The sequence below is a fragment of the Exiguobacterium sp. s40 genome, assembly GCF_018617905.1.
Classification (GTDB): domain Bacteria; phylum Bacillota; class Bacilli; order Exiguobacteriales; family Exiguobacteriaceae; genus Exiguobacterium; species Exiguobacterium mexicanum_A.
Window position 1 is genome coordinate 173622 of sequence record NZ_JACSLC010000004.1, and the last position, 23115, is coordinate 196736.

Annotated in this window: 19 protein-coding genes; 18 read left to right on the top strand and 1 reads right to left on the bottom strand. The window is 53.0% G+C overall.

Annotated features, from left to right (window positions below):
* From infB to KNP02_RS05590, 18 genes are all read left to right on the top strand, one after another.
* Positions 1 to 2235, top strand: a complete 2235-nt coding sequence (gene infB, locus KNP02_RS05505) for a translation initiation factor IF-2 (protein WP_214707475.1) — start codon at positions 1 to 3, stop codon at positions 2233 to 2235.
* A gap of 18 nt (positions 2236 to 2253) precedes the next feature.
* The gene (gene rbfA / locus KNP02_RS05510; protein ID WP_034777282.1) at positions 2254 to 2604 is read left to right on the top strand and encodes a 30S ribosome-binding factor RbfA; all 351 of its coding nucleotides are present in this window, start codon (positions 2254 to 2256) and stop codon (positions 2602 to 2604) included.
* 48 nt (positions 2605 to 2652) lie between these two features.
* Positions 2653 to 3561: a tRNA pseudouridine(55) synthase TruB gene (gene truB, locus KNP02_RS05515; RefSeq protein WP_214707477.1), complete on the top strand. Its 909-nt coding sequence runs from the start codon at positions 2653 to 2655 to the stop codon at positions 3559 to 3561.
* A 15-nt stretch (positions 3562 to 3576) separates the two neighbouring features.
* Positions 3577 to 4503, top strand: coding sequence for a bifunctional riboflavin kinase/FAD synthetase (locus KNP02_RS05520; protein WP_214707479.1), 927 nt, complete (start codon positions 3577 to 3579; stop codon positions 4501 to 4503).
* A gap of 124 nt (positions 4504 to 4627) precedes the next feature.
* Positions 4628 to 4897 carry a 30S ribosomal protein S15 gene (gene rpsO, locus KNP02_RS05525; RefSeq protein ID WP_015881433.1) on the top strand — a complete coding sequence of 90 codons (270 nt, stop codon included), beginning with the start codon at positions 4628 to 4630 and terminating at the stop codon, positions 4895 to 4897.
* A gap of 132 nt (positions 4898 to 5029) precedes the next feature.
* Entirely contained in the window at positions 5030 to 7246 is a 2217-nt protein-coding gene (pnp, locus tag KNP02_RS05530) for a polyribonucleotide nucleotidyltransferase (protein WP_138859580.1), read from the top strand.
* Between the two features lie 50 nt (positions 7247 to 7296).
* On the top strand, positions 7297 to 8514 hold the full coding sequence (locus tag KNP02_RS05535; protein ID WP_034777288.1) for a M16 family metallopeptidase: 1218 nt from the start codon (positions 7297 to 7299) through the stop codon (positions 8512 to 8514).
* A gap of 83 nt (positions 8515 to 8597) precedes the next feature.
* Positions 8598 to 10058, top strand: a complete 1461-nt coding sequence (locus KNP02_RS05540; protein ID WP_251129135.1) for a UDP-N-acetylmuramoyl-L-alanyl-D-glutamate--2,6-diaminopimelate ligase — start codon at positions 8598 to 8600, stop codon at positions 10056 to 10058.
* Between the two features lie 3 nt (positions 10059 to 10061).
* Positions 10062 to 11315 (top strand): lipid II:glycine glycyltransferase FemX, encoded by a 1254-nt coding sequence (locus KNP02_RS05545; RefSeq protein ID WP_214707483.1) that lies wholly within the window; start codon positions 10062 to 10064, stop codon positions 11313 to 11315.
* Positions 11312 to 11965 carry a M15 family metallopeptidase gene (locus KNP02_RS05550; protein ID WP_214707485.1) on the top strand — a complete coding sequence of 218 codons (654 nt, stop codon included), beginning with the start codon at positions 11312 to 11314 and terminating at the stop codon, positions 11963 to 11965. The genes KNP02_RS05545 and KNP02_RS05550 overlap by 4 nt, the downstream gene beginning before the upstream one ends.
* Before the next feature lie 95 nt (positions 11966 to 12060).
* Entirely contained in the window at positions 12061 to 13728 is a 1668-nt protein-coding gene (locus KNP02_RS05555) for a ribonuclease J (protein WP_034777292.1), read from the top strand.
* Between the two features lie 62 nt (positions 13729 to 13790).
* Complete coding sequence (locus KNP02_RS05560; protein WP_214707487.1) at positions 13791 to 15968, top strand: DNA translocase FtsK; 2178 nt, start codon at positions 13791 to 13793, stop codon at positions 15966 to 15968.
* Positions 15969 to 16370: 402 nt separating this feature from the next.
* Complete coding sequence (locus KNP02_RS05565) at positions 16371 to 17090, top strand: GntR family transcriptional regulator (RefSeq protein WP_034777294.1); 720 nt, start codon at positions 16371 to 16373, stop codon at positions 17088 to 17090.
* Positions 17091 to 17218: 128 nt separating this feature from the next.
* Positions 17219 to 18304 carry a BMP family lipoprotein gene (locus tag KNP02_RS05570; protein WP_034777296.1) on the top strand — a complete coding sequence of 362 codons (1086 nt, stop codon included), beginning with the start codon at positions 17219 to 17221 and terminating at the stop codon, positions 18302 to 18304.
* 61 nt (positions 18305 to 18365) lie between these two features.
* The gene (locus KNP02_RS05575; protein ID WP_034777297.1) at positions 18366 to 19892 is read left to right on the top strand and encodes an ABC transporter ATP-binding protein; all 1527 of its coding nucleotides are present in this window, start codon (positions 18366 to 18368) and stop codon (positions 19890 to 19892) included.
* The gene (locus KNP02_RS05580; protein WP_034777298.1) at positions 19889 to 20953 is read left to right on the top strand and encodes an ABC transporter permease; all 1065 of its coding nucleotides are present in this window, start codon (positions 19889 to 19891) and stop codon (positions 20951 to 20953) included. The genes KNP02_RS05575 and KNP02_RS05580 overlap by 4 nt, the downstream gene beginning before the upstream one ends.
* Positions 20950 to 21909, top strand: a complete 960-nt coding sequence (locus KNP02_RS05585) for an ABC transporter permease (RefSeq protein WP_034777299.1) — start codon at positions 20950 to 20952, stop codon at positions 21907 to 21909. Before KNP02_RS05580 ends, KNP02_RS05585 begins: the two co-directional genes overlap by 4 nt.
* A gap of 91 nt (positions 21910 to 22000) precedes the next feature.
* On the top strand, positions 22001 to 22798 hold the full coding sequence (locus KNP02_RS05590) for a thermonuclease family protein (protein ID WP_214707489.1): 798 nt from the start codon (positions 22001 to 22003) through the stop codon (positions 22796 to 22798).
* 38 nt (positions 22799 to 22836) lie between these two features.
* Here KNP02_RS05590 and KNP02_RS05595 read toward each other — a convergent pair whose 3' ends face one another.
* Positions 22837 to 23085 carry a ferredoxin gene (locus KNP02_RS05595; protein WP_021067177.1) on the bottom strand — a complete coding sequence of 83 codons (249 nt, stop codon included), beginning with the start codon at positions 23083 to 23085 and terminating at the stop codon, positions 22837 to 22839.
* Positions 23086 to 23115: the final 30 nt, after the last annotated feature.

A 23115-nucleotide genomic window follows, 5' to 3' on the forward strand; every position in this document is an offset into this window, starting at 1 on the left:
TTGGGAAAACGCGTCTATGAATTTGCAAAAGAACAGAATGTAACAAGTAAACAAGTCATTACTCAGCTCGAGAAAATGAACAAGCCAGTGAAAAACCACATGGCTGTCTTAGATGAGGAGTCGGTCAAGCAACTCGACCGTGTCTTCAACCCTGAGAAATACCGTTCGGCTGACAAGCAAGAAAAGCCAGCTGCAACGAAACCAGCTGAAACGAAGTCTGCCGAGTCAAAACCGGCTGACGCGAAACCTGCTGCCAAGCAAGAAGCACCGAAAGCACGCCCACAAGCGTCTAGCGGTCAAAGCAACCAAGCGGGCAACCGTGGTGGCAACCGTTTCGGCAACAACCGCAACGACAACCGCAACAAAAAGCGCGGTGGTAAATTCAAAGGCAAGCCTGCGAAAGCAGCCGTGCCATTAGAAGCGGATCCAAATTCGAAAACGAGTCAGCGTAAAGCAGCTCGTTTAGCGCAAGAGTCTGAAATGGGCAACGTCATCAAGTACGATGATGTCCTCAGCGTATCGGACCTCGCTGCGAAGATGGATAAAAAGCCAAACGAGATCATCATGAAGTTGATGGGTCTTGGTGTCATGGCGACGATCAACCAAACACTTGATGACGAGACGATTGAGTTGCTTGCAACTGAATTCGGTTACGAAGTTGAGAAAGAAGTACTCATCGATGAGACGGACTTTGAAGAAGTGGAAATCGACTTCTCTGAGTACGAGCTTGTTGAGCGTCCTGCTGTCGTCACAATCATGGGTCACGTCGACCATGGTAAGACAACACTTCTTGACTCGATCCGCAACACGAAAGTCGTTGCTGGTGAAGCCGGCGGAATCACGCAGCACATCGGTGCTTATCAAGTTGAAGTCAACGATAAAAAGATCACGTTCCTCGACACACCAGGTCACGCCGCCTTTACGACGATGCGTGCTCGTGGAGCCGAAGTGACAGATATCGCGATTATCGTTGTCGCAGCGGATGACGGCGTGATGCCACAGACAGAAGAAGCCATCTCACATGCGAAAGCGGCAAACGTGCCGATTATCGTCGCCGTGAACAAAATGGATAAAGAAGGCGCAAACCCTGACCGCGTCAAACAAGAATTGACAGAGTTCGGTCTCGTACCGGAAGAGTGGGGCGGCGAAACGATTTTCGTACCGATCTCAGCTTTGAAAGACGAGGGGATCGATGAGTTGCTCGAGATGATCTTACTCGTATCAGAAGTCGAAGAGTACAAGTCGACGCCTGAAATGCCAGCTCGCGGTTCGGTCATCGAAGCGAAGCTCGATAAAGGCCGCGGTCCTGTCGCCACGCTTCTCGTTCAACATGGGACACTCCGGATCGGTGACTCGATCGTCGTCGGCAGCACGTTCGGACGCGTCCGGGCCATGGTCAACGATATCGGTCGTCGTGTGAAAGAAGTCGGTCCATCGACGCCAATCGAGATCACAGGATTGAACGATGTCCCACAAGCCGGGGATCAGTTCATCGTATTCGAAGATGAGAAAAAAGCACGTGCAATCGGAGAAAAACGTTACCAACGTTACCTCGAATCACAGCGTCGCGAATCGGCTAAAGTTAGTCTTGATGACTTGTTCAGCCGCATTCAAGAAGGCGAAGTCAAAGATTTGAACGTCATCATCAAAGCAGACGTTCAAGGTTCGGCTGAAGCACTCGCTGGTTCACTCCGCAAAATCGACGTCGCAGGCGTTAAAATCAACATCGTCCACCAAGGTGTCGGTGCAATCACAGAAGGTGACGTCATTCTCGCTTCGGCGGCAAATGCGATCATCATCGGATTCAACGTTCGCCCAGATGGTAACGCCCGGTCGATGGCCGAGCAAGAGCATGTTGAAATGCGTCTGCACCGCATCATCTATAACGCGATCGATGAAATCGAGAGCGCGATGAAAGGGATGCTCGACCCTGAGTTCGTTGAAGAAATCACAGGACAAGTTGAAGTCCGTGACGTCTTTAAAGTCTCGAAAGTCGGTACGATTGCCGGCTGTTACGTCACAGAAGGTAAAATCTCACGCGACGCCGGCGTCCGCATCATCCGTAACGGGATTGTTGTGTACGAAGGAAAACTCGATACGCTCCGCCGCTTCAAAGACGACGTCAAAGAAGTCGCGACAGGTTACGAGTGTGGGATTAAAGTAGAGAAGTTCGACGACATCAAAGTGGAGGACGTTATTGAAGCGTTCATCATGAAAGAAGTCGAACGTAAATAAAGCGAGGAGGGAACACGTATGAACATTCGTGCCCAACGCGTCGCAGAGCAGATGCGTAAAGAGATTACAGATATCTTGCTCCGTGAAGTCAACGACCCACGTACGAAGAACGCTACAATTACAAGCGTCGATGTGACGGGAGATTTGCAGCAAGCGACAGCCTACTACACGGTGCTCGGAGACGACGCCGAAGTGAAGGCTGAGACGCAAGCTGGTCTCGATAAGGCGAGCGCATTTATTCGCCGCGAGATCGGGAGCCGCATTCGTCTTCGGAAAACGCCAGAATTGTCGTTCGAATACGATTCATCGGTCGCATATGGTAGCCATATCGATTCATTGATTCGTGACTTAAATCGGAACGACCAATAAATTGAAGGGGGGACTCGCGTCTCCCCTTTTTTGATGGGAGGAATCCAGATGGGACCAACAGGTGTATTGATTTTAGATAAAGACAGCGGCATGACGAGCCACGACTGCGTGTTCAAGCTCCGTAAATTGTTCCAAACGAAGAAAGTCGGTCATACCGGCACGCTCGACCCCGAAGTGACCGGTGTCCTGCCGATCTGTCTCGGCCGGGCGACAAAGCTGTCACGTTTTCTGACCGATGAAGGCAAACGGTACGCCGCCGAGATTACAATCGGGACGGCGACGATGACCGAGGATGCCTATGGCGAGGTCGTCGAGACGCGCGAAGTCGGTCCGGAGGCGTTCACTGCTGCAGACATCGATCGCGTCCTCGAGACGTTGATAGGAAAGATTGAGCAAATCCCACCGTACTTCTCTGCCGTCAAAGTGAACGGCAAGAAATTGTACGAATACGCCCGAAAAGGTCAGACGGTGGAACGACCGCGCCGTATCGTCGAGATTCATCGCCTCGTCCGGACGAATGACCCGGTCATCGAAGACGGGGTCTGCCGTTTCCGTGTCGACGTCGAGTGTGGCAAAGGCACATTCATTCGGACGCTCGCCGTCCAAATCGGGGAGCGTCTCGGCTATCCGGCCCATATGAGCGACCTGCGGCGGACGAGGTCTGGTTCGTTCGAGGAGACGGCCGCTGTCACGTTGCAACAACTCGCCGACCTCGAGACGGTCGAGGAACGCATGAACCACCTCATCCCGCTCGAAGAGGTCATCAAGCGTTGGCCTGCCATGACGATTCCGGCCAATCGGGAGCGGTATATTCGAAACGGGGGACGTTTGAACGACGTCTCGCTCGAATTTGAACTGTTTACTGTCTATAATGAAGAAGGAATTCCACTTGCCCTCTATCGACGGCTTGACGGAACATCAGACGCAAATGTCGAGGTCATGTTGACCATCGACTAAAGGGGAGATTGAAGTATGGAAACGATCCATCTGACGTATCCTGAGACACCAGACCTGGTCCCTTCGGTCATGGTGCTCGGATTTTTCGACGGCGTCCACACCGGACATCAGGCCGTGATTCGGCATGCACAGGCGCAAGCGAAACAGCTCGATGTACCCGTGACCGTGATCACGTTCGACCCGCACCCGAAACAAGTGCTCTCAAACAAACCGGATGCGGTCCGTTATATCACACCGCTCCAGCGGAAATTGAACCGAATTGCCGGACTCGGTGTCGAACGGTGTATCGTCATCACGTTCACGAAAGAGTTGGCGAGCCTGTCACCGCAACAATTCGTGGATGACTATTTGATCGGTGCCGGTGCGGTCCACGTGACGGCAGGATTCGACTACTCGTACGGTAAATTTGGCGAAGGGACGATGGAGACGCTGCCGTATCATGCGCGCGGTCGCTTCACGACCTCGGTCGTCGCCGAACAGACGAGCGGCGGCGAAAAAGTGTCGTCGACGCGGATTCGTCAATTGCTCGGTGCCGGTGACGTCGATGTGGCGAGCGAGTTGCTCGGTACGCCGTACGTCATCTGTGGGGAAGTCATCCACGGCGACGCCCGTGGCCGGACGATTGGCTTCCCGACGGCGAACGTCGTCATGGACGCATCGTATGTCATGCCGCGTCTCGGTGTCTACGCGACGCGTGTACGGCTTCAGGACGGCCGGACGTTCGACGCGATGACGAACGTCGGGCGGCGGCCGACGTTTTATGCGACCGGGGACGTCTCGATCGAGAGCCACTTGTTCGATTTCTCAGAGGATCTATACGGGCAACTGATCGAGATCGAATGGATGCATTACTTGCGTGACGAGCGGGCGTTCGACGGACTCGACGCACTCATCGCTCAACTCAAGCAAGATGAGACAGCCGCCCGGGCAATCCTGTCTTGACTTTGAATGGGTGGTACGGTATCCTAATTTGGTACGCAAAGTACACCGCTTCGCTTGGCTGGACGATTCACCAACGACGGCTCGGCAACGCGGCAATTTTCTATTAAATGGAGGTGGAGAGGCAATGGCACTCTCAAAAGAACGTAAAAACGAAATCATCGCGGAATACGCGACAAAACAAGGTGACACTGGTTCACCGGAAGTTCAAGTTGCAGTATTGACTGAACAAATCAACACTTTGAACGATCATCTTCGTACACACAAGAAAGACCACCACTCACGTCGCGGTCTTTTGAAAATGGTTGGACGTCGCCGTAACTTGCTTACGTACCTTCGTAACAAGGACGTTACACGTTACCGTGAATTGATTCAACGCCTTGGTCTCCGTCGTTAATCCGAACGGACCATGTGACGGACTGGGACACTTGTTCCTAGTCCGTTTCTTCTTTTTTGGGAGGAAAATCATTAGACATTCATATGAATGAGTTACATAATAAACTAGATAAGGTTTGAGAGGAGAATGTTCATGTTAGGTACGAAACAAGTCTTTTCTACTGAATGGGGCGGTCGTCCGCTATCTGTAGAAGTCGGGCAACTTGCGAAACAAGCAAACGGCTCGGCACTCGTCCGTTATGGGGACACGGTCGTGCTCGCCACGGTCACAGCATCGAAAGCGCCGAAGGATTTAGATTTCTTCCCGCTCACGGTCAACTATGAAGAAAAATTATACTCGGTCGGTAAAATCCCAGGAGGTTTCCTCCGTCGGGAAGGACGTCCTGGAGAGAACGCGATTTTGACATCACGTCTCATCGACCGTCCGATCCGTCCGCTTTTCCCTGACGGATTCCGTCACGATATTCAAGTCATGATCTACGTCATGTCGAACGATCCAGACTGCTCGGCTGAAATGGCCGGTATGCTTGGAACATCGATCGCACTCTCGATTTCGGACATCCCGTTCGACGGGCCGATCGCCGGAGCGACAGTCGGACGTGTCAACGGTGAGTTCGTCGTCAACCCGACGACAGCTCAACTCGAACAGACGGACCTTGAGCTCCAAGTCGCCGGAACAGCAACTGCGATCAACATGGTTGAAGCAGGCGCGAACGAAGTACCGGAAGACGTCATGCTCGAGTCAATCTTGTTCGGTCACGAAGAGATCAAGAAATTGGTCGCGTTCCAAACAGAGATCGTCGAAGCTGTCGGGAAACCGAAGTTCGAATATACGGTATCGAAGTTTGATGACGCTTTGTCGGCTGAGCTCGAAGCAGCACGTCCAGAAATCAACGCCGCGGTTCAAGTCGAAGAGAAGCATGCACGTGACGCAGCAATCAACGAAGTGATTGCCAAATACGTAGCTGCATACGAAGAATCACTCGCTGACGAACCGGCCAAGTTGAAAGAAGTATCTGGCATCTTGAACAAGTTCGTCAAAGACGAAGTCCGCCGTTTGATCACGGTCGACAAAGTTCGTCCGGACGGTCGTCGCCCGGAAGTCATCCGCCCGCTCGCATCAGAAACGGGCTTGTTGCCACGCGCCCACGGCGTTGGGTTGTTCACACGTGGACAAACACAAGTCATGTCGGTCGCGACACTCGGCGTCATCGGAGATGCTCAAATCATCGACGGCATCGGGTTAGAAGAGAACAAGCGCTTCATGCACCACTATAACTTCCCGCCGTTCTCGGTCGGAGAAGCTCGTCCGGTGCGTGCGCCAGGTCGTCGTGAAATCGGTCACGGTGCCCTCGGAGAACGTGCACTTCTTCCAATCATCCCGAAAGAAGCCGACTTCCCGTACACGATTCGTCTCGTCTCGGAAGTACTCGAGTCGAATGGTTCGAGTTCACAGGCGTCAATCTGTGGTTCGACACTCGCCCTCATGGACGCAGGTGTGCCGATCAAGGCACCAGTTGCCGGGATCGCAATGGGTCTCATCATGGAAGGCGAACACTATACGGTCCTCACTGACATCCAAGGTCTCGAAGATCATCTCGGAGACATGGACTTCAAAGTAGCAGGAACGAAAGACGGGATCACGGCGCTCCAAATGGACATCAAAATTGCCGGGATCACGCGTGAGATCTTGGAAGAGGCACTCGAACAAGCACGTTCAGGCCGTCTCCATATCTTGAACCATATGCTTGAGACGCTCGACGCACCGCGTCCGCAGTTGTCGAAGTATGCACCGAAAATCGTGACGATGACGATCAATCCGGACAAGATCCGCGACGTGATCGGACCGGGCGGGAAGATGATCAACAGCATCATCGACCAAACGGGTGTCAAAATCGATATCGAGCAAGACGGTACAGTCTTCATCGCGTCGACCGATCAAGAAGGCATCGACATGGCGATGGCGCTCATCGGCGACATCGTCCGCGAAGTCGTCGTCGGCGAAGAGTTCGATGCGACGGTTCGTCGTATTGAGAAATTCGGCGCTTTCGTTGAGTTGTTCAAAGGCAAGGACGCGCTCGTCCACGTCTCTGAGTTCAGTCTTGATCGCGTCGCGAACGTCGAAGACGTCGTTAAACTCGGTGATACAATTAAAGTCCGCGTAACGGAAATCGATGACAAAGGCCGAGTTAATGCCTCGCACAAAGTGCTCATCCTTGAAGGATTGTCACCGGAAGAACGCGAAGCATACGAAGCGAAACGTAAAGCGCAGCGCGAGAGCCGTCCACCACGTGACAGCCGTCCGCCGCGTCGTGACGGAGACCGTCGTCCGCCACGCCCGACAAACTAATCATGATGGCCATCGTCTGGTGCGATGGCCTTTTTCATAGGAGTGATAACATGGAATGGATCACATTAGACAACGGCGTCCGCATCGTGATTGAACCGATGGCGGATGTCCGCAGCACGTCGACCGGTGTCTTTATCAAAGCCGGCACTCGGACCGAAGACATGACCGAGATCGGCATCAGCCACTTGATTGAACATATGCTATTCAAAGGAACAAAGACGAGAACGGCAAAAGAGATCGCGTCGTTCTTTGATGAACTTGGCGGAAGCGTGAACGCGTTCACGTCAAAAGATCATACGTGCTATTACGTGAAGACGCTTGACGAGCATGCGGTCATCGCCTTCGATGCGCTCGCCGACATGCTATTCGATTCGTTGTTTGATGAGACGGAGCTCGAGAAAGAAAAGCGGGTCGTCTTAGAAGAGATTAAAATGTATGAGGACACCCCGGAAGATCTCGTCCACGAGCTGCTCGCGAAAGCCGTCTATAAAGATGATATTCTTGCCGAACCGATTCTCGGGACGGAAGCGAGCGTCCTCGGACTATCTCGGGAGCAATTGCTCCGCTACGTCGCTTCGACGTATACAGGCAACCGTGTCGTCGTCTCAATCGCCGGCCACGTGCCGCAGGAGTTGGTCGAGGCGGTCACGAGAAGGTTTGCCGACCTTCCATCAGGGGAATCACCGAAAGAATCGACGACGCCGATCTTGTATAGCGACGTGGTGAAAAAACAGAAAGAGACGGAGCAAGCGCACCTGTGCTGGAACTTCGAGGCGATTGCCGCCAAAGACGATCGATTGCCGCATTTGGCCTTGTTGAACAATGCGATTGGGGCGACGATGTCGTCACGGCTGTTCCAGTCGATTCGAGAAGAGGAAGGCCTCGCCTACTCGATCTACTCGTACTATACGACGTTCGACGACCACGGGACGTTCACCATTTATATCGGAACGTCACCAGAAACGCTCGCGCAAGTCGAGACGATCATGACGCGTGAGCTCGAAACGTTAAAAGCGGATGGGCTGTCCGATGAGGAAGTCGAGAAAGGGAAACGACAACTGAAAGGGTCGCTCGTCCTTGGGAACGAGAGCACGAGCGCACGGATGAACCGCAACGGGCGCAACCTCGTCCTGCTCGATGAAGTCGAGGATTTGAACGAAGTGCTCGACAAAGTTGATCGCATTGAAACGCGTGACGTCAACACCCTCATCAATGAGGTGCTCGGCCACGCCCCTGCCAAATCATATGTCCTTCCGTCCGAAGACTGACTTGAAACCGAATTGTAAGTTCTCTACACTGATTAAGAGGTATTCTTTACTTTGGACAGGAACAGGTGAAAGAAGGGAAAGACTTGAACTTAACGGATTTAGCTAACCACATACAATTGATTAATCAACCAAACCTACAAGGCATCACGGTGACCCATGTGACGACCGACTCGCGTGAAGTCGTCCCAGGGACGCTGTTCGTCGCCATTAAAGGCTATACAGTCGACGGTCACGACTACGCTGATTTAGCAGTCACTAAAGGCGCAGTCGCCGTCGTCAGTGAACGGCCACTCTCTTTGAGTGTGCCGAACTTGATCGTGCGTGACAGCACGCGTACGGTCGGTCTATTGGCGTCCACGTTCTATCAATATCCGTCTGAGCAGATGCGTCTGTTCGGGATCACGGGAACGAACGGCAAGACGACGACGACGACCATTTTACGTGATGTTCTCACCGAGCTCGGACATAGCACCGGCTTGATCGGCACGGTCGAGGTACGCATTAACGATACGGTCGTCCCGAGCAAAAACACGACACCGCAAAGCTCTGAGCTGCAACAGTTGCTCGCCCGGATGCACGAAGAAGGCGTCACCGATGTGATGATGGAAGTGTCATCGCACGGACTCGAACTCGGTCGCGTCATCGGCACGGACTTCGATATCGTCGGCTTCACGAACTTGACGCATGACCATCTCGATTTCCATGGTACGTTCGAAAACTATGCGCGAGCGAAAGGCTTATTGTTCGCTCAACTCGGACAGATGGCGTCGCGTCACAAAGTTGCCGTGTTAAACGCGGATGATCCGTACAGCAAGCTGTACGAGACGATGACGGGCGCCCGAGTGATCACGTATGCAATCGACGAGATGGCCGATGTGACGGCATCAGATATCGTTCAGACGCTGTCAGAGACGAGTTTTATCCTCAACTACCAAGGGGAGAGTCATCCGTTGACCGTTCAATTCATCGGCCGGTTCAACGTGTACAACATCTTGCTCGCGACCGGCTGCCTGCTCGCGGCAGGCTATCGATTGCCCGAAATCGTCCAGGCGCTCGAAGCGATCCATCCGGCCAAAGGGCGGATGCAACGCCTCGATGTGCCGGGCTATAACGTCTATGCGGATTACGCCCACACGCCCGACGGCATCGAGCAATGCTTGAAGTCGCTCGTCGGCGTGCCGAAAGAGAAGATTGTGTTCTTAATCGGGACAGGCGGAAATCGTGACGTTACGAAGCGGCCGACGATGGGAGAGATGGCATCGAAGTATGCCGGAACGGTCGTCATCACGACGGACGATCCACGCTTTGAAGCCTACGACTCAATCACGAGCGGCATCGCTGCCGGGATGACCCACGACAATTTCGTTGAGATCGGGGACCGCGAAGAGGCGGTCCGCTACGCGGCCAAATTGGCCGAGTCCGATAACATCGTCGTCCTGGCCGGCAAAGGACATGAGAAATATCAAATCATTGGCAATGAGAAAATTCCGCTAGATGAAGAAGCGATCGTCCGAGCGACAATTTTGAAGACGGAGGAATCATGATTTATGGCAGTACAACCGATCACCTTGACAGAAAAAGAGCATGACGAGTTCGTCAAAACACATGACCGTGGGGACTTGCTTCAACTCTCAAGTTGGGCCAACGTCAAACGACAAAACGGCTGGTTCGCCGAGCGGATCGCCGTCGCGACCAATGGTGTGACGAGCGGGGTCGCGTTACTCTTGTTCAAACGCGTACCTAAACTTCCGTTCACGCTTTGCTACGCGCCACGCGGTTTCGTCGTCGACTATGACGATGTGGCTTCGTTGACCGCGTTGACCGAAGAAGCGAAACGGGTCGCCAAAGCGAATAAAGCGATCACCGTGAAAATCGATCCAAATATCGACCGAGACGAAGTGCCAGGCCTGTTGACGGAAATGGCTAGCCTCGGCTTCGCCCATAAAGGATACGGCGGCGGGTTCGATTACGCCCAGCCTCGGTTCACGATGGAGACGGACTTGCGTCTGAGCGAGAAAGAGATTTTTGGCAAGTTCCATCATAAATTCCGCTATAACGTGCGTTTGGCAGAACGAAAAGGAATCGTCTGCACGGAAGTCGGTCGCGATGGTCTCCAGACGTTCGCGGAGTTGATGAAAGTGACGGGCGAGCGGGACGGCTTTGCCATCCGCGGCCTTGATTACTTCGAGAACCTATACGATTGCCTGCAGCCAGGGGACGCGCGTCTGTTCTTGACGAAACTCGAACCGAAGCTCGCGCTCGACCAACAGATGGCCACACTCGAAAAAGCCGAACGTGACCTCGGCAAGATTGAACGTTCCCTCGAGACGGAGACGGTCGAGAAGAAACGGACAAGTCTGCTGAACCGTCAAAAGCAGACGGGCGAACAGATTGAAAAGATTAAAGCTGCGTTGCCGGAACTGAACGAGTTGCACGACAAGTACCCGAACGGGCTCGTCTTATCGGGCGGTCTGTTGACGTTAGCCGGACGACGCTCGTATTACTTGTACGGTGCGTCCTCGAACGAGTTCCGTGACTTCATGCCGAACCACCTCATGCAATGGACGATGATGCAAGCAGCCAAGGCGAGCGGGGCCGAACGCTACGATTTCGGTGGCGTATCGGGTAGCACGGAGCCTGATGACGAGTATGCAGGGCTTTATGCGTTCAAGTCGGGCTGGGGAAGCGATTTGATCGAAAAAGTCGGCGAGTTCGACCTCGTCTTGAATCGTCCGCTCTATTTCGCCCTCGAGACGGGATTACCGCTCGTCAAAGGACTCCGTAAACGGTTGCGCCGATGAAATGGACCGGCGTTTTGACGTTCGCGATGACGGCGTTTTTAGTCGGAATCTTTTTAGCGTACACGTTGTCACGTCCGGGCCCGATGCCATGGGTCGATGAACCGACATTTGAAGCGGGAATGTGTGAACGCAACCCGGGCTCGGAAGATGTCGTCGTCGAGCGAAGTGAAAAGGCGTTCGCGAAGCTTCATCCGCACGTCCGCGAGCGGAGCGAGTCGTTCGTGCGCCTGGCCTACTCTTGCCTCGGCCTCGAGGTCCGTCTGACGTCGGGCTATCGGTCGGCCGATGAGCAGAACGCGCTCTATGCCCAAGGCCGCTCGAAACCGGGACAAGTCGTGACGAACGCCAAGGCGGGACAAAGTTACCATAACTACGGGCTCGCCGTCGATTTCGTCATCATCCACAATAACCGTGCCGATTACAATCTCGAGTCGGACCACAACCGATCGGACGAACCCGATTGGCAAGAGTTAGGAGAACTCGGCAAAGCACTCGGCTTCGAATGGGGCGGGGATTGGAGAAGTTTTCCGGATTACCCGCATTTACAAATGGACTTCGGCTTGTCGATTCGCCAACTCGCTTCCGGGAAACGTCCGGACGACAAAGCGACGATGCCACTCGCCGATGTGATGAAACCTCTCGTCAATTGAACGGAAATGTTGGCATATCAGCAGTTTTCCGATACAATATTCAGTAGCGATAAGTGGACGAAACAGAATATGCAACATCTAGGAGGTTTTTGTTAGTGTCAAAGAAGAAGACAGAGAACGTTAGCGTCTTTGCGCTTGGAGGCGTAGGCGAAATCGGGAAGAACATGTACGTCGTGGAACTAGACGACGACATCTTCGTCATCGATGCCGGCCTTATGTTTCCAGGCGATGAGATGCTCGGGATTGATATTGTCATCCCAGACATTACGTATTTAAAAGAAAATAAAGATCGGGTACGCGCGATTTTCATCACCCATGGTCACGAAGACCATATCGGTGGGCTCAGCTACGTACTCCGTGATTTGAAGCACGTTCCCGTGTATGGGACGAAATTGACGCTCGGTTTAATCGAGCTCAAATTGAAAGAGGCGGGCTTGTTAAAAGAAGTCGACCTCCGATTGATTGACGCCAAAACGAAATTGACTATCGCTGATCATTTCATCACTTTCTTCCGCGTCAACCACTCAATCCCGGACTGTGTCGGTGTCTGCATTCAAACGTCACAAGGCGCCATCGTACACACGGGCGACTTTAAGTTTGATTACACGCCAGTCGATGGGAAACAGTCGGACTTTAACAAGTTGGCAGCCATCGGCCAACGCGGCGTCCTCTGCTTATTGTCAGATTCGACGAATGCGGAACGCCCTGGCCAAACTGGTTCGGAGTCGCTCGTCGGCGCCGAGTTGAACGATGTCATCTATCAAGCTGAGGGCCGCGTCATCGTCGCCTCTTTCGCTTCGAACGTGCACCGTCTTCAACAAGTGTTCGCGGCAGCCGAGGCGAACGACCGCAAAGTCGCCGTCGTCGGTCGCAGCATGGTCAATATCGTCGAAGTGGCGCAGAAGCTCAACTACCTTCGCTTCAAGCCGAAGACGCTCGTCGAGCTGTCGCAAGTGAATCGCTTGCCTGACAACAAAGTCGTCATCTTGACGACCGGTTCGCAAGGCGAGCCGATGGCGGCCTTGACGCGCATGGCGCGCAACGCCCATAAGCAAGTGAACATCCGCTTGAACGACACGGTCGTCATCGCGGCGACACCGATTCCTGGGAACGAGAAGTCCGTCTCGAAGACGATCGACCTTTTGTTCCGCTCAGGAGCGAACGTCATCTATAACCAACGGAAAGTACACGTCTCGGGACACGGTTCGGCCGAAGAGCTCAAGCTCATGCTGAACCTCGTCAAACCGAAGTACTTCCTTCCGATTCACGGAGAATACCGGATGCAGATGGCCCACTCGAAACTCGCCGAGCAAGTCGGTGTGAAATCGAACAACATCTTCATCGTCGAAAAAGGGGATGTCGTCGAGTTCACGGGACGTAAAGCTCGGATGAGCCGGAAAGTACCGGCCGGCAACGTCTTGATCGATGGGATTGGCGTTGGGGACGTCGGGAACATCGTCCTCCGTGACCGTCGTCTCTTGTCACAAGACGGTGTCGTCCTCTGTGTCGTCACGTTGAACCGGAAACAGAAGAAATTGATTTCAGGACCTGAACTCATCTCGCGCGGATTCGTCTATATGCGTGAATCCGAAGAGATGATCTCAGAAGCGAACCGCATCGTCACGAAACAGATCGAGAAGAGTCTCCAGGCTGGAAGTGATTGGACCGAGTTGAAATCAAATATCCGCGAGCGGCTCAGCGTCTACTTGTTCGAACAGACGAAACGTCGTCCGATGATCTTGCCGATCATCATGGAGATTTAAGGAATTGAGATTGAGGCAAAAGTCATCAGACTTTTGCCTCGTTTTTTTAGGAGGAATCTAAGGTGGCACAAAAATCGAGAAAAACTCCGGTGAAGCGGAAGCGACCGACGACAAGGCGTGCGAAAAAACAGCCAATCCCACTACGTACATATGGCTGGGTCATGTTCGTCACGTCGATCACGGCGTTCATCTTCTCCTTGTTCGACTTCGGTTGGGTCGGGAATCAGACGTCACTCCTCGCGACGACGTTATTCGGAGGCTGGGGGGCACTCACGTATTTGGCAATCGCATTCACGTTGCTCGTCTTTTTAAACGAATTTCGTCCGATGCAACGGACGGGCATCCTGTTCCTGTTCGTCTCGTTTCTCATGTTCGGAGATTTGGTATGGGGAGCGGAACGAGGGACGATCAACGGGGCGCTGTATCAGCTCAACCAATACTTGCTCTCCGACTTTGGGATCATCTTTTTAGGCGTGTTATGCATGATCATCGGGATCTCGCTCTTATCGCCGACGATTTGGCGGACGATCGGGTCGCGTCTGCTCGAGACCGGTACGGCCATCAAACAAGAGTGGCGCGACCGGGAGCGGGTCGAACCGGCTCCGGTGTCCAATCGGAAGAAGGCGGTTTCGGCACCGGCAAAGGTTGAATCGAAGCCGGTCGAAGCCGAGCCTGAAGCAGACGCGGTGACGATGCATGACATCCCGATTGTCGGGTTCAGCGAGAAAGTCGTCGCCGAGAAACGTCCGAAAACGGAAGAAGTGGCCTCGACGGAAGAAGTGACGGAGCTACCGACCGAGGACATGATGATGACGGCGTCACAAGACGTGTCGGACACGTATGAATTGCCGACGTTCACCATCCTCAGCGAACCGGTCGTGACCGACCTGTCCGGCGAGAACGCCCGTTTGAAAGCAAATGCGACAAAACTCGTCCAGACGCTCAAATCGTTCGGCGTCGGTGTGAAGGTGTTAAAGATTCATCTTGGTCCGACCGTGACGAAATATGAACTGCAACCGGATATCGGGGTCAAAGTGAGCCGCATCACCTCGCTCAGCGATGACCTTGCCCTTGCGCTTGCCGCCAAAGACATCCGGATCGAGGCGCCGATCCCAGGAAAGGCCGCCATCGGAATTGAAGTGCCGAACCAGGAAGTGGCCCCGGTCTGTCTCCGTGAAGTGCTCGAGGCCGATCCGGTCAAGCGGGAGCAGTCGCCACTCCTCGTCGCCCTTGGGCGCAGCATCAGTGGCGAGACGGTGACGATCGCCTTGAACAAGATGCCGCACTTGCTCGTCGCTGGTTCGACCGGTTCCGGGAAATCGGTCTGTATCAACGGCATGATCGTGTCGCTCTTGATGCGGACTCGTCCTGATGAAGTCCGGCTCATGATGATCGATCCGAAAATGGTCGAGTTGAACGTCTATAACGGCGTCCCGCACTTGCTGACGCCGGTCGTGACTGATCCGAAGAAAGCCGCCCAAGCACTCAAACAAGTTGTCGCCGAGATGGAACGACGCTATGAGTTGTTCAGCCGTTATGGTGTGCGGAACATCGAAGGGTATAACGAACTCGTCGATAAATCGGACGATGAAGACGCCAAACGTCTGCCGTTCATCGTCGTCATCGTCGATGAGCTCGCCGATTTGATGATGGTCGCCTCGAACGACGTCGAGGACGCGATCATGCGTCTTGCACAGATGGCACGGGCGGCCGGCATCCACATGGTGCTCGCCACCCAGCGTCCGTCTGTCGACGTCATCACCGGCGTCATCAAAGCGAACATCCCGTCCCGCATCGCGTTCGCCGTCTCGTCGCAAACGGATTCACGGACGATCCTTGACGGGGGAGGTGCTGAGAAGTTGCTCGGCCGGGGTGACATGCTCATGCTCGCCAACGGGATGAACAAACCGATTCGTGTGCAAGGTGCGTTCGTGTCGGACCAAGAAGTCGAAACGGTCGTCAATCATGTCATCGCCCAGCAACGGGCCCAATACGTCGAGGCGATGATGCCGAAAGAAGAAGAGGTCACGACCATTGATTCGGACGATTCATTGTTCGAAGAAGTCGTTCAATTCATCTTGACGCAAGAGACGGCGTCCACTTCGATGATTCAACGAAGATTCCGCATCGGTTATAACCGGGCAGCCCGCTTGATCGATTCACTCGAACAAGCCGGATATGTCGGGCCGTCAGAAGGCTCGAAGCCGCGGAAAGTGCTCATCAACCAACCCGAGGGTTAAAAAATAAAACGAACGATTAGGTATAACAAATCCTAATCGTTCGTTTTTTATCTAATTTTAGATAATCCGGTTCAAACGTGACGATCGGGGTCGACGTCATGTTGGGACGAACTAATATAGCACATCTGACCTATTTGATTCATTAGGACATACTACTAAAAATGTTGAACCGCTTTCATTTTTTAATACCGTTTTCATTTTACGATTTCTTTTCAAAGCCTGCCAGAACAGGTAATATAGACTATGAAGTGTACATAATCCCTTCACTTTAAAATATTTCCCTGATTCCGAACAAAAAGTATTGCGTTCTATTTCTCGAATCCCTATACTTAATATTGGCAAGGACATTCATACGTCAGATGTCTGAGCACTGGTAAGAAATAGGTAAAGGTGGTGAGGCCCATGTCGATCAAGCTCGATCATCGCTTGCTCTATCTTCGCGTGATTGAGAAAATCAAGCAAGATATCGACGATGGTGTCTATCGTGAAGGAGAGAAACTTCCTTCAGAATTCGAGTTATCGAAGCAACTAGGAGTCAGTCGAGCGACACTCCGGGAAGCACTTCGTATTCTCGAAGACGAGAAATTTGTCGTGCGGAAACATGGCGTCGGGACATTCATCAGTTCAAAACCCCCGTTTACTTCAGGGATTGAAGAGCTGTTCAGCGTCACGGACATGATCATGCGCGCCAAAATGACACCAGGAACGAAAGTGTTGGTGGCCGAAAAGGTTCTAGCGACCGAGAGAGAAGCCGAGCGTTTAAAAATCGAACCGAACTCACCGATTTATCGGATTGTCCGGATTCGATATGCGGATGAGACACCAGTCGTCTACTGTGTCGATAAAATCCCAGCCCATCTCGTCTCGAATCCGAAGGCGTTGACGGAAGGAAAGTCATTGTTTGATGCGCTCGAAAAAGAGGTAGGACGTCGGGTCGCATATGCGATCACGCACATCGAACCGAGTGTGAACGCTGAAATTTCGACGCAACTTCAAACGGACCAACCGTTACTGGCATTGAAACAATTGCATTACGATGAGAGCGACTTACCGCTGCTCGATTCGGCAAACTTTTTCCGAGCGGACCGCTTCGACTTCCACGTCGTCCGCAAACGCGTTTAAGCACGTTCGTTTTATCCGGAAACGGTTATTTTTGGGGAACAGCGTGAAATCGCTTTCTTATACCGGTGTAAAGACTACTGATGACATGACAACCTTAATTGTTATGATCCGAAAGGGGAAACACGACGATGAACAAGAAAAAAACAATTCTCTCAGCTTTAGCAGCAGGTCTCACACTCTCGACAGTACTCGCAGCATGTGGCGGGGATGACAATGAAGGTGCTTCAAACGGCGAAGGCGGCGGCGAAGGCAGTGACTTCAAAGTAGCAATGGTAACCGATACTGGCGGTGTCGATGATAAGTCGTTCAACCAATCAGCTTGGGAAGGTCTCACGAAGTTCGGGGAAGACAACAACTTGACTGAGAACGAAGGATTCAAATATCTTCAATCATCGAAGCAAGCCGACTACCAGCCAAACTTGCAACAATTGGCACGCGATAACTTCAACTTGATTTACGGAATCGGCTTCTTGATGGGCGAAGACATCCAAAAAGTTGCTGAGCAGTTCCCAGACAACAACTTCGCGATCGTCGACATGGTCGTTGATGCACCGAACGTCGCATCGATCACGTTCAAAGAGCAAGAAGGTTCATTCCTCGTCGGTGTTGTCGCTGGTCTCACTACGAAAACTGACAAAGTTGGATTCGTCGGCGGCGTTGAGTCTGACTTGATCAAGAAGTTCGAGAACGGTTATAAAGCTGGCGTCATGGCCGTTAACCCGGATGCGACAATCGACGTGAAGTACGCTGAAGACTTCAACTCAGCTGAAAAAGGTACAGCAATCGCTTCAGGTATGTACGGAGCAGGCTCTGATATCGTGTACCACGCAGCAGGCGGTACTGGGGTTGGGGTATTCACAGAAGCGAAAAACCGTAAGAAGAACGGCGAAGATGTATGGGTCATCGGTGTTGACCGTGACCAATACGAAGAAGGTCTTCCAGAAAACGTAACGCTTACTTCAATGGTCAAACGTGTTGACACGGCTACTTACGAAGTATCGAAACTTGCGATGGAAGATAAGTTCCCAGCAGGCGAAATCGTTGAGTTCTCTTTGAAAGACGATGGTGTAGGGATTGCTGAAACATCTGATGAGAACGTTTCAGCTGACGTCCTCGCAAAAGTTGAAGAGTACCGCACACAGTTGATCGACGGAGACATCACGGCTCCAGCAACTGACGCTGAGTTCGAAGAGTTCATGAAAACAGTAAAATAATTCATTGAGTTAGGGGGGACCCATGCGGTCTCCCTTTACTTAAAGTTAGGGGTGGACTTTCTTGGAATATGTAATTGAAATGCTCAATATTCGCAAAGAGTTCGGAACGTTCGTTGCCAACGACAATATCACCCTCCAATTGCGCAAAGGAGAGATTCATGCGTTGCTCGGCGAGAACGGGGCCGGAAAATCGACGCTCATGAACGTCCTGTTCGGTCTTTATCAGCCGGAAGGCGGGGAGATCCGCGTGCGCGGGGAGAAAGTGAACATTGAGAATCCGAACATCGCCAACGACCTTGGGATCGGTATGGTACACCAACACTTCATGCTCGTTGAGAAGTTCACGGTGACCGAGAACATCATCCTCGGCTCAGAGCCGAAGAGTGGACTGACGGTCGACCGGGCGACGGCGCGTAAAAAAGTCATGGACATCTCGGAACAGTATGGTCTTCGGATCGATCCGGATGCGAAAATCGAGGATATCTCGGTCGGGATGCAACAACGGGTCGAAATTTTGAAGACGCTCTATCGTGGGGCCGAAATCTTGATTTTCGATGAGCCAACCGCTGTACTGACGCCGCAAGAGATTCAAGAACTCATTCAAATCATGAAGCGTCTGATTGAAGAAGGTAAATCGATCGTTTTGATCACGCATAAGCTGAAAGAGATCATGCAAGTCGCCGATCGCTGTACGGTCATCCGTCGTGGACGTTATATCGGTACGATTGATATCGATGAGACGGTCAACGAAGATCGTTTGGCAGAAATGATGGTCGGGCGTGAAGTTAACTTTGATGCGGAATATTCCAAGGCAGATCCACAGCAAGTCGTCCTCGACGTCCAAAAACTTGTCGTCAAAGACAGTCGCGGGCTCAAAGCCGTCGACGGCTTGGATTTACAGATTCGTTCAGGGGAAATCCTCGGGATTGCCGGGATTGACGGGAACGGACAAACCGAATTGATTGAAGCCATCTCGGGCTTGAAGAAACCCGAGTCTGGAAAAGTGATGTTGAACGGGAAAGACGTGACCGGGTTCACGCCGCGCAAAGTGACGGAGTCTGGTGTCGGCCACATCCCGCAAGACCGGCATAAACATGGCCTCGTCCTCGATTATACGATTCGCGACAACATGGTGCTCCAAACGTATTATAAAGAGCCGTTCTCGAAGCGCGGTTTGATGAACTATAAAGCCGTGGCTGAGAAAGCGAAAGCGTTGATTGAGAAGTTTGACGTCCGAACTCCATCGGTCGATGTACCTGCCCGTGCCTTGTCGGGTGGTAACCAACAGAAAGCCATCATCGCCCGTGAAGTCGACCGGTCACCTGACTTGTTGATCGCGGCGCAACCGACGCGAGGTCTTGACGTCGGGGCAATCGAATTCATTCATGAACAGCTCATCAAAGAGCGTGAAAAAGGACGCGCCGTCTTGTTGATCTCGTTCGAGCTCGAAGAGATTTTACACGTCGCGGACCGAATCGCCGTTTTGTATGAAGGGAAGATTGTCGGAATCCGTGATCCGAAAGAGACGACGGAGCAAGAACTCGGCTTCTTGATGGCCGGCGGTAAGAGAGGAGAAGAAACAGTATGAATAAACTAGGATTTAATCGACTGCTCATCCCGCTCTTGTCGATCTTGATGGGACTTCTCGTCGGGGCGATCGTCATGCTCATCGGTGGCTATGACCCGATTCGAGGGTTCTCGTCACTGTTTGAAGGCATGGTCGGCAGCCCGTACGCAATCGGTGAGACGCTTCGCGCCGCAGCGCCGCTCATCTTCTCAGGTTTGGCCGTCGCGTTCGCGTTCCGGACCGGCCTCTTCAATATCGGGGTCGAAGGTCAAGTGTTAATCGGTTGGGTGGCGGCTGTTTACGTCGGAATCAACTTTGATTTGCCGATGTTCATCCACCTTCCGCTCGCACTTCTCGCGGCTATGTTCGCGGCTGCACTTTGGGCGTTCGTGCCTGGTTTCTTGAAAGCCAAGTTCCATGTCCATGAAGTTATTACATCAATCATGATGAACTATATCGCCTTGTACACGACGAACGCGATTTTGCGTAGCGTGATCGGGGTAACGAACGAACGTACCGAATCCATTAAAGATTCTGCGTCGCTCGCGTCACCGATGCTTCAAGAATTGACGACGTTCTCGCGCTTGCATTGGGGTGTCCTCATCGCCGTGCTCGCAGCGATCGTCTATTACTACATCTTGCAACGGACGACGCTCGGTTATGAGCTTCGTGCCGTCGGTTTCAACAAACACGCATCACAGTACGCAGGAATGAGCGTCAACCGGAACATCATTCTCTCATTCGTCATCTCGGGTATGTTCGCAGGACTCGCAGGGGCGATGGAAGGTCTCGGTACGTTCAATGGAATGACGCTCAGCGCCTCGTTCACCGGAGTCGGTTTCGACGGAATCGCCGTCGCGCTCCTCGGTGCGAACACGGCCGTCGGTGTCGTCTTGGCAGCTATCTTGTTCGCTGGACTCAATATCGGCGGACTCGCGATGCAGCTCGGTGCGAACATCCCATCTGAGCTCGTCAAAGTCATCATCGCCGCGATTGTCATCTTCGTGGCTTCAGGTTACGCCTTTAACTACGTGATTGACAAATTCAAAGGAAATCGTAAGAAAGGAGTGGAGAAAAAATGAGCTTCTTAGAAGTCCTCTACATCGTCGTGCCGGTTGCCTTAGCCTATGCGACTCCACTCATCATCGCGGCACTCGGCGGCATCTTCAGTGAACGTTCGGGTGTCGTCAACATCGCCTTAGAAGGCATCATGGTCATCGGTGCTGCGACAGGAATTATCACGACGCTCACGTTGACAGATATGGGGCTGGGCGGTCTCAGTCCATGGATCTCACTTTTGGTCGCTATGGTCGTCGGTGCGCTCTTCTCGCTCTTCTTGGCGGTGCCGGCCATCCTTTGGCGGGCTGACCAGACGGTACTCGGGGTCGCGATCAACATGCTCGCGATCGGACTCGCCATCTTCGTCGTCCGTGTGCTTTACAACAAAGGGCAGACCGACTTCATCGAGTTTCGGATTGCCAAAGAGAACGTTCCGATTCTATCGGATATCCCGGTGCTTCGCATGTTCTTCATCAACGTGCAGTACACGTCGTTCATCGCGATCATTCTCGCGTTCGTCGTCTGGTTCGTCATCTTCAAGACACCGTTCGGTCTTCGTCTCCGTTCGGTCGGGGAACACCCGATGGCGGCTGACACGATGGGGATCAACGTCACGAAAATGCGCTTCATGGGCGTCATGCTCTCAGGAGCGTTCGGCGGACTCGCTGGTGCAGTGTACGCTGTCACCGTCACGACAAACTTCAGCGGGACGACGATCGTCGGTCAAGGTTTCTTGGCCATCGCCGCCATGATTTTCGGGAAGTGGAATCCGCTCGGCGCGCTCGGTGCCGGTCTGTTCTTCGGATTCGCCCAAGCGTTGTCGATCATCGGTAGCAACTTGCCGGTCATCAGCAATGTGCCGCAAGTGTTGCTCTTGATTGCGCCGTATGCGCTCACGATCCTTGCCCTCGCAGGTGTCGTCGGACGTGCGGATGCACCGAAATCGGTCGGTATCCCATATATTAAAGGGAAACGCTAATCATCAAAAGGACAAATGTCCATTTCATCCAGGTTGTTTGACGCTTAAGTCAAACAACCTTTTTTGTTATACTGGTGTAGAGGTGAGATAATTGAAAAAATGGTGGCAACTGCTGATCGCCGTCGTGCTGAGCGTTTCGCTCGCGGGCTGCTCCGTCGATGACTGGTTCGCCGAACAAATCGACCCGCCAGAATCGCTCGTCGAACTCGAGTCCGATTTTCCGTCGGCGTCGGTCGCGCAACAAGTCGCACGGCCGCTCGGCAAGACCGAGACGGTCACGCTCGACCGCGTCATCGATGGAGATACGCTCAAAGTCGAGTTTGAGAACGGGGCGACCGAATCGATTCGTCTCTTGCTCGTCGATACGCCAGAGACGAGCCATCCGACGCTGCCGGTCCAACCGTTCGGGGAGGATGCGAAATCATTCGTCGAGCGTTGGCTGCCAGAAGGAGATACGATCACGCTCGAATATGACGTCGGGCGCTACGATCGCTATCAACGGACACTCGCCTACGTCTGGTATGACGAAGCGATGTTGAACGAGGAATTGTTGCGCCGCGGGTTGGCGCGTGTCGCCTATGTGTACGCGCCGAACACGCAACACGTCGATGCGTTTCGGGAGGTCGAGCGGGCCGCGCGTCAGGAATTGCTCGGGATTTGGAGTCTTGAGGACTACGTGACCGGCAACGGCTTCGACCATGAGGCGACCGAGCCGGCCCAGCCGAAACGAGACACGGATGGATGTGACATTAAAGGGAATATCAATCGGGACGGAGAGAAGATTTATCACGTTCCGGGCGGGGCGAGCTATGAGCGAACGATCCCAGAAGAGATGTTCTGTACAGAGGAAGAGGCGCGTGAAGCGGGTTTCCGGAAAGCGACGCGATAAAAAAAGACATGTGCGCCCTTCAGGCACACATGTCTCTCTTATTCGTACTTGAGTGCGTCGCCGTCGAACGATTCGTCCGCGACTTTAATTGAGTCGGTCGGGCATCCTTCGAACGCGTCCATCAAGTCCTCATACAATTCGTCCGGGACTTCGATCGTGCCCGTGTTGTCGTCCATCAAGTTGAACGCGAGGCCTTCGTCGTCATAGTCGAAGATGTCTGGGGCGGCTGCTCCGCAGGCCCCACATGCAATACATGTATCTTTATCAACAATCGTAAATTTTGCCATTTGTAACCCTCCATACGTTTCGTCTCTCTG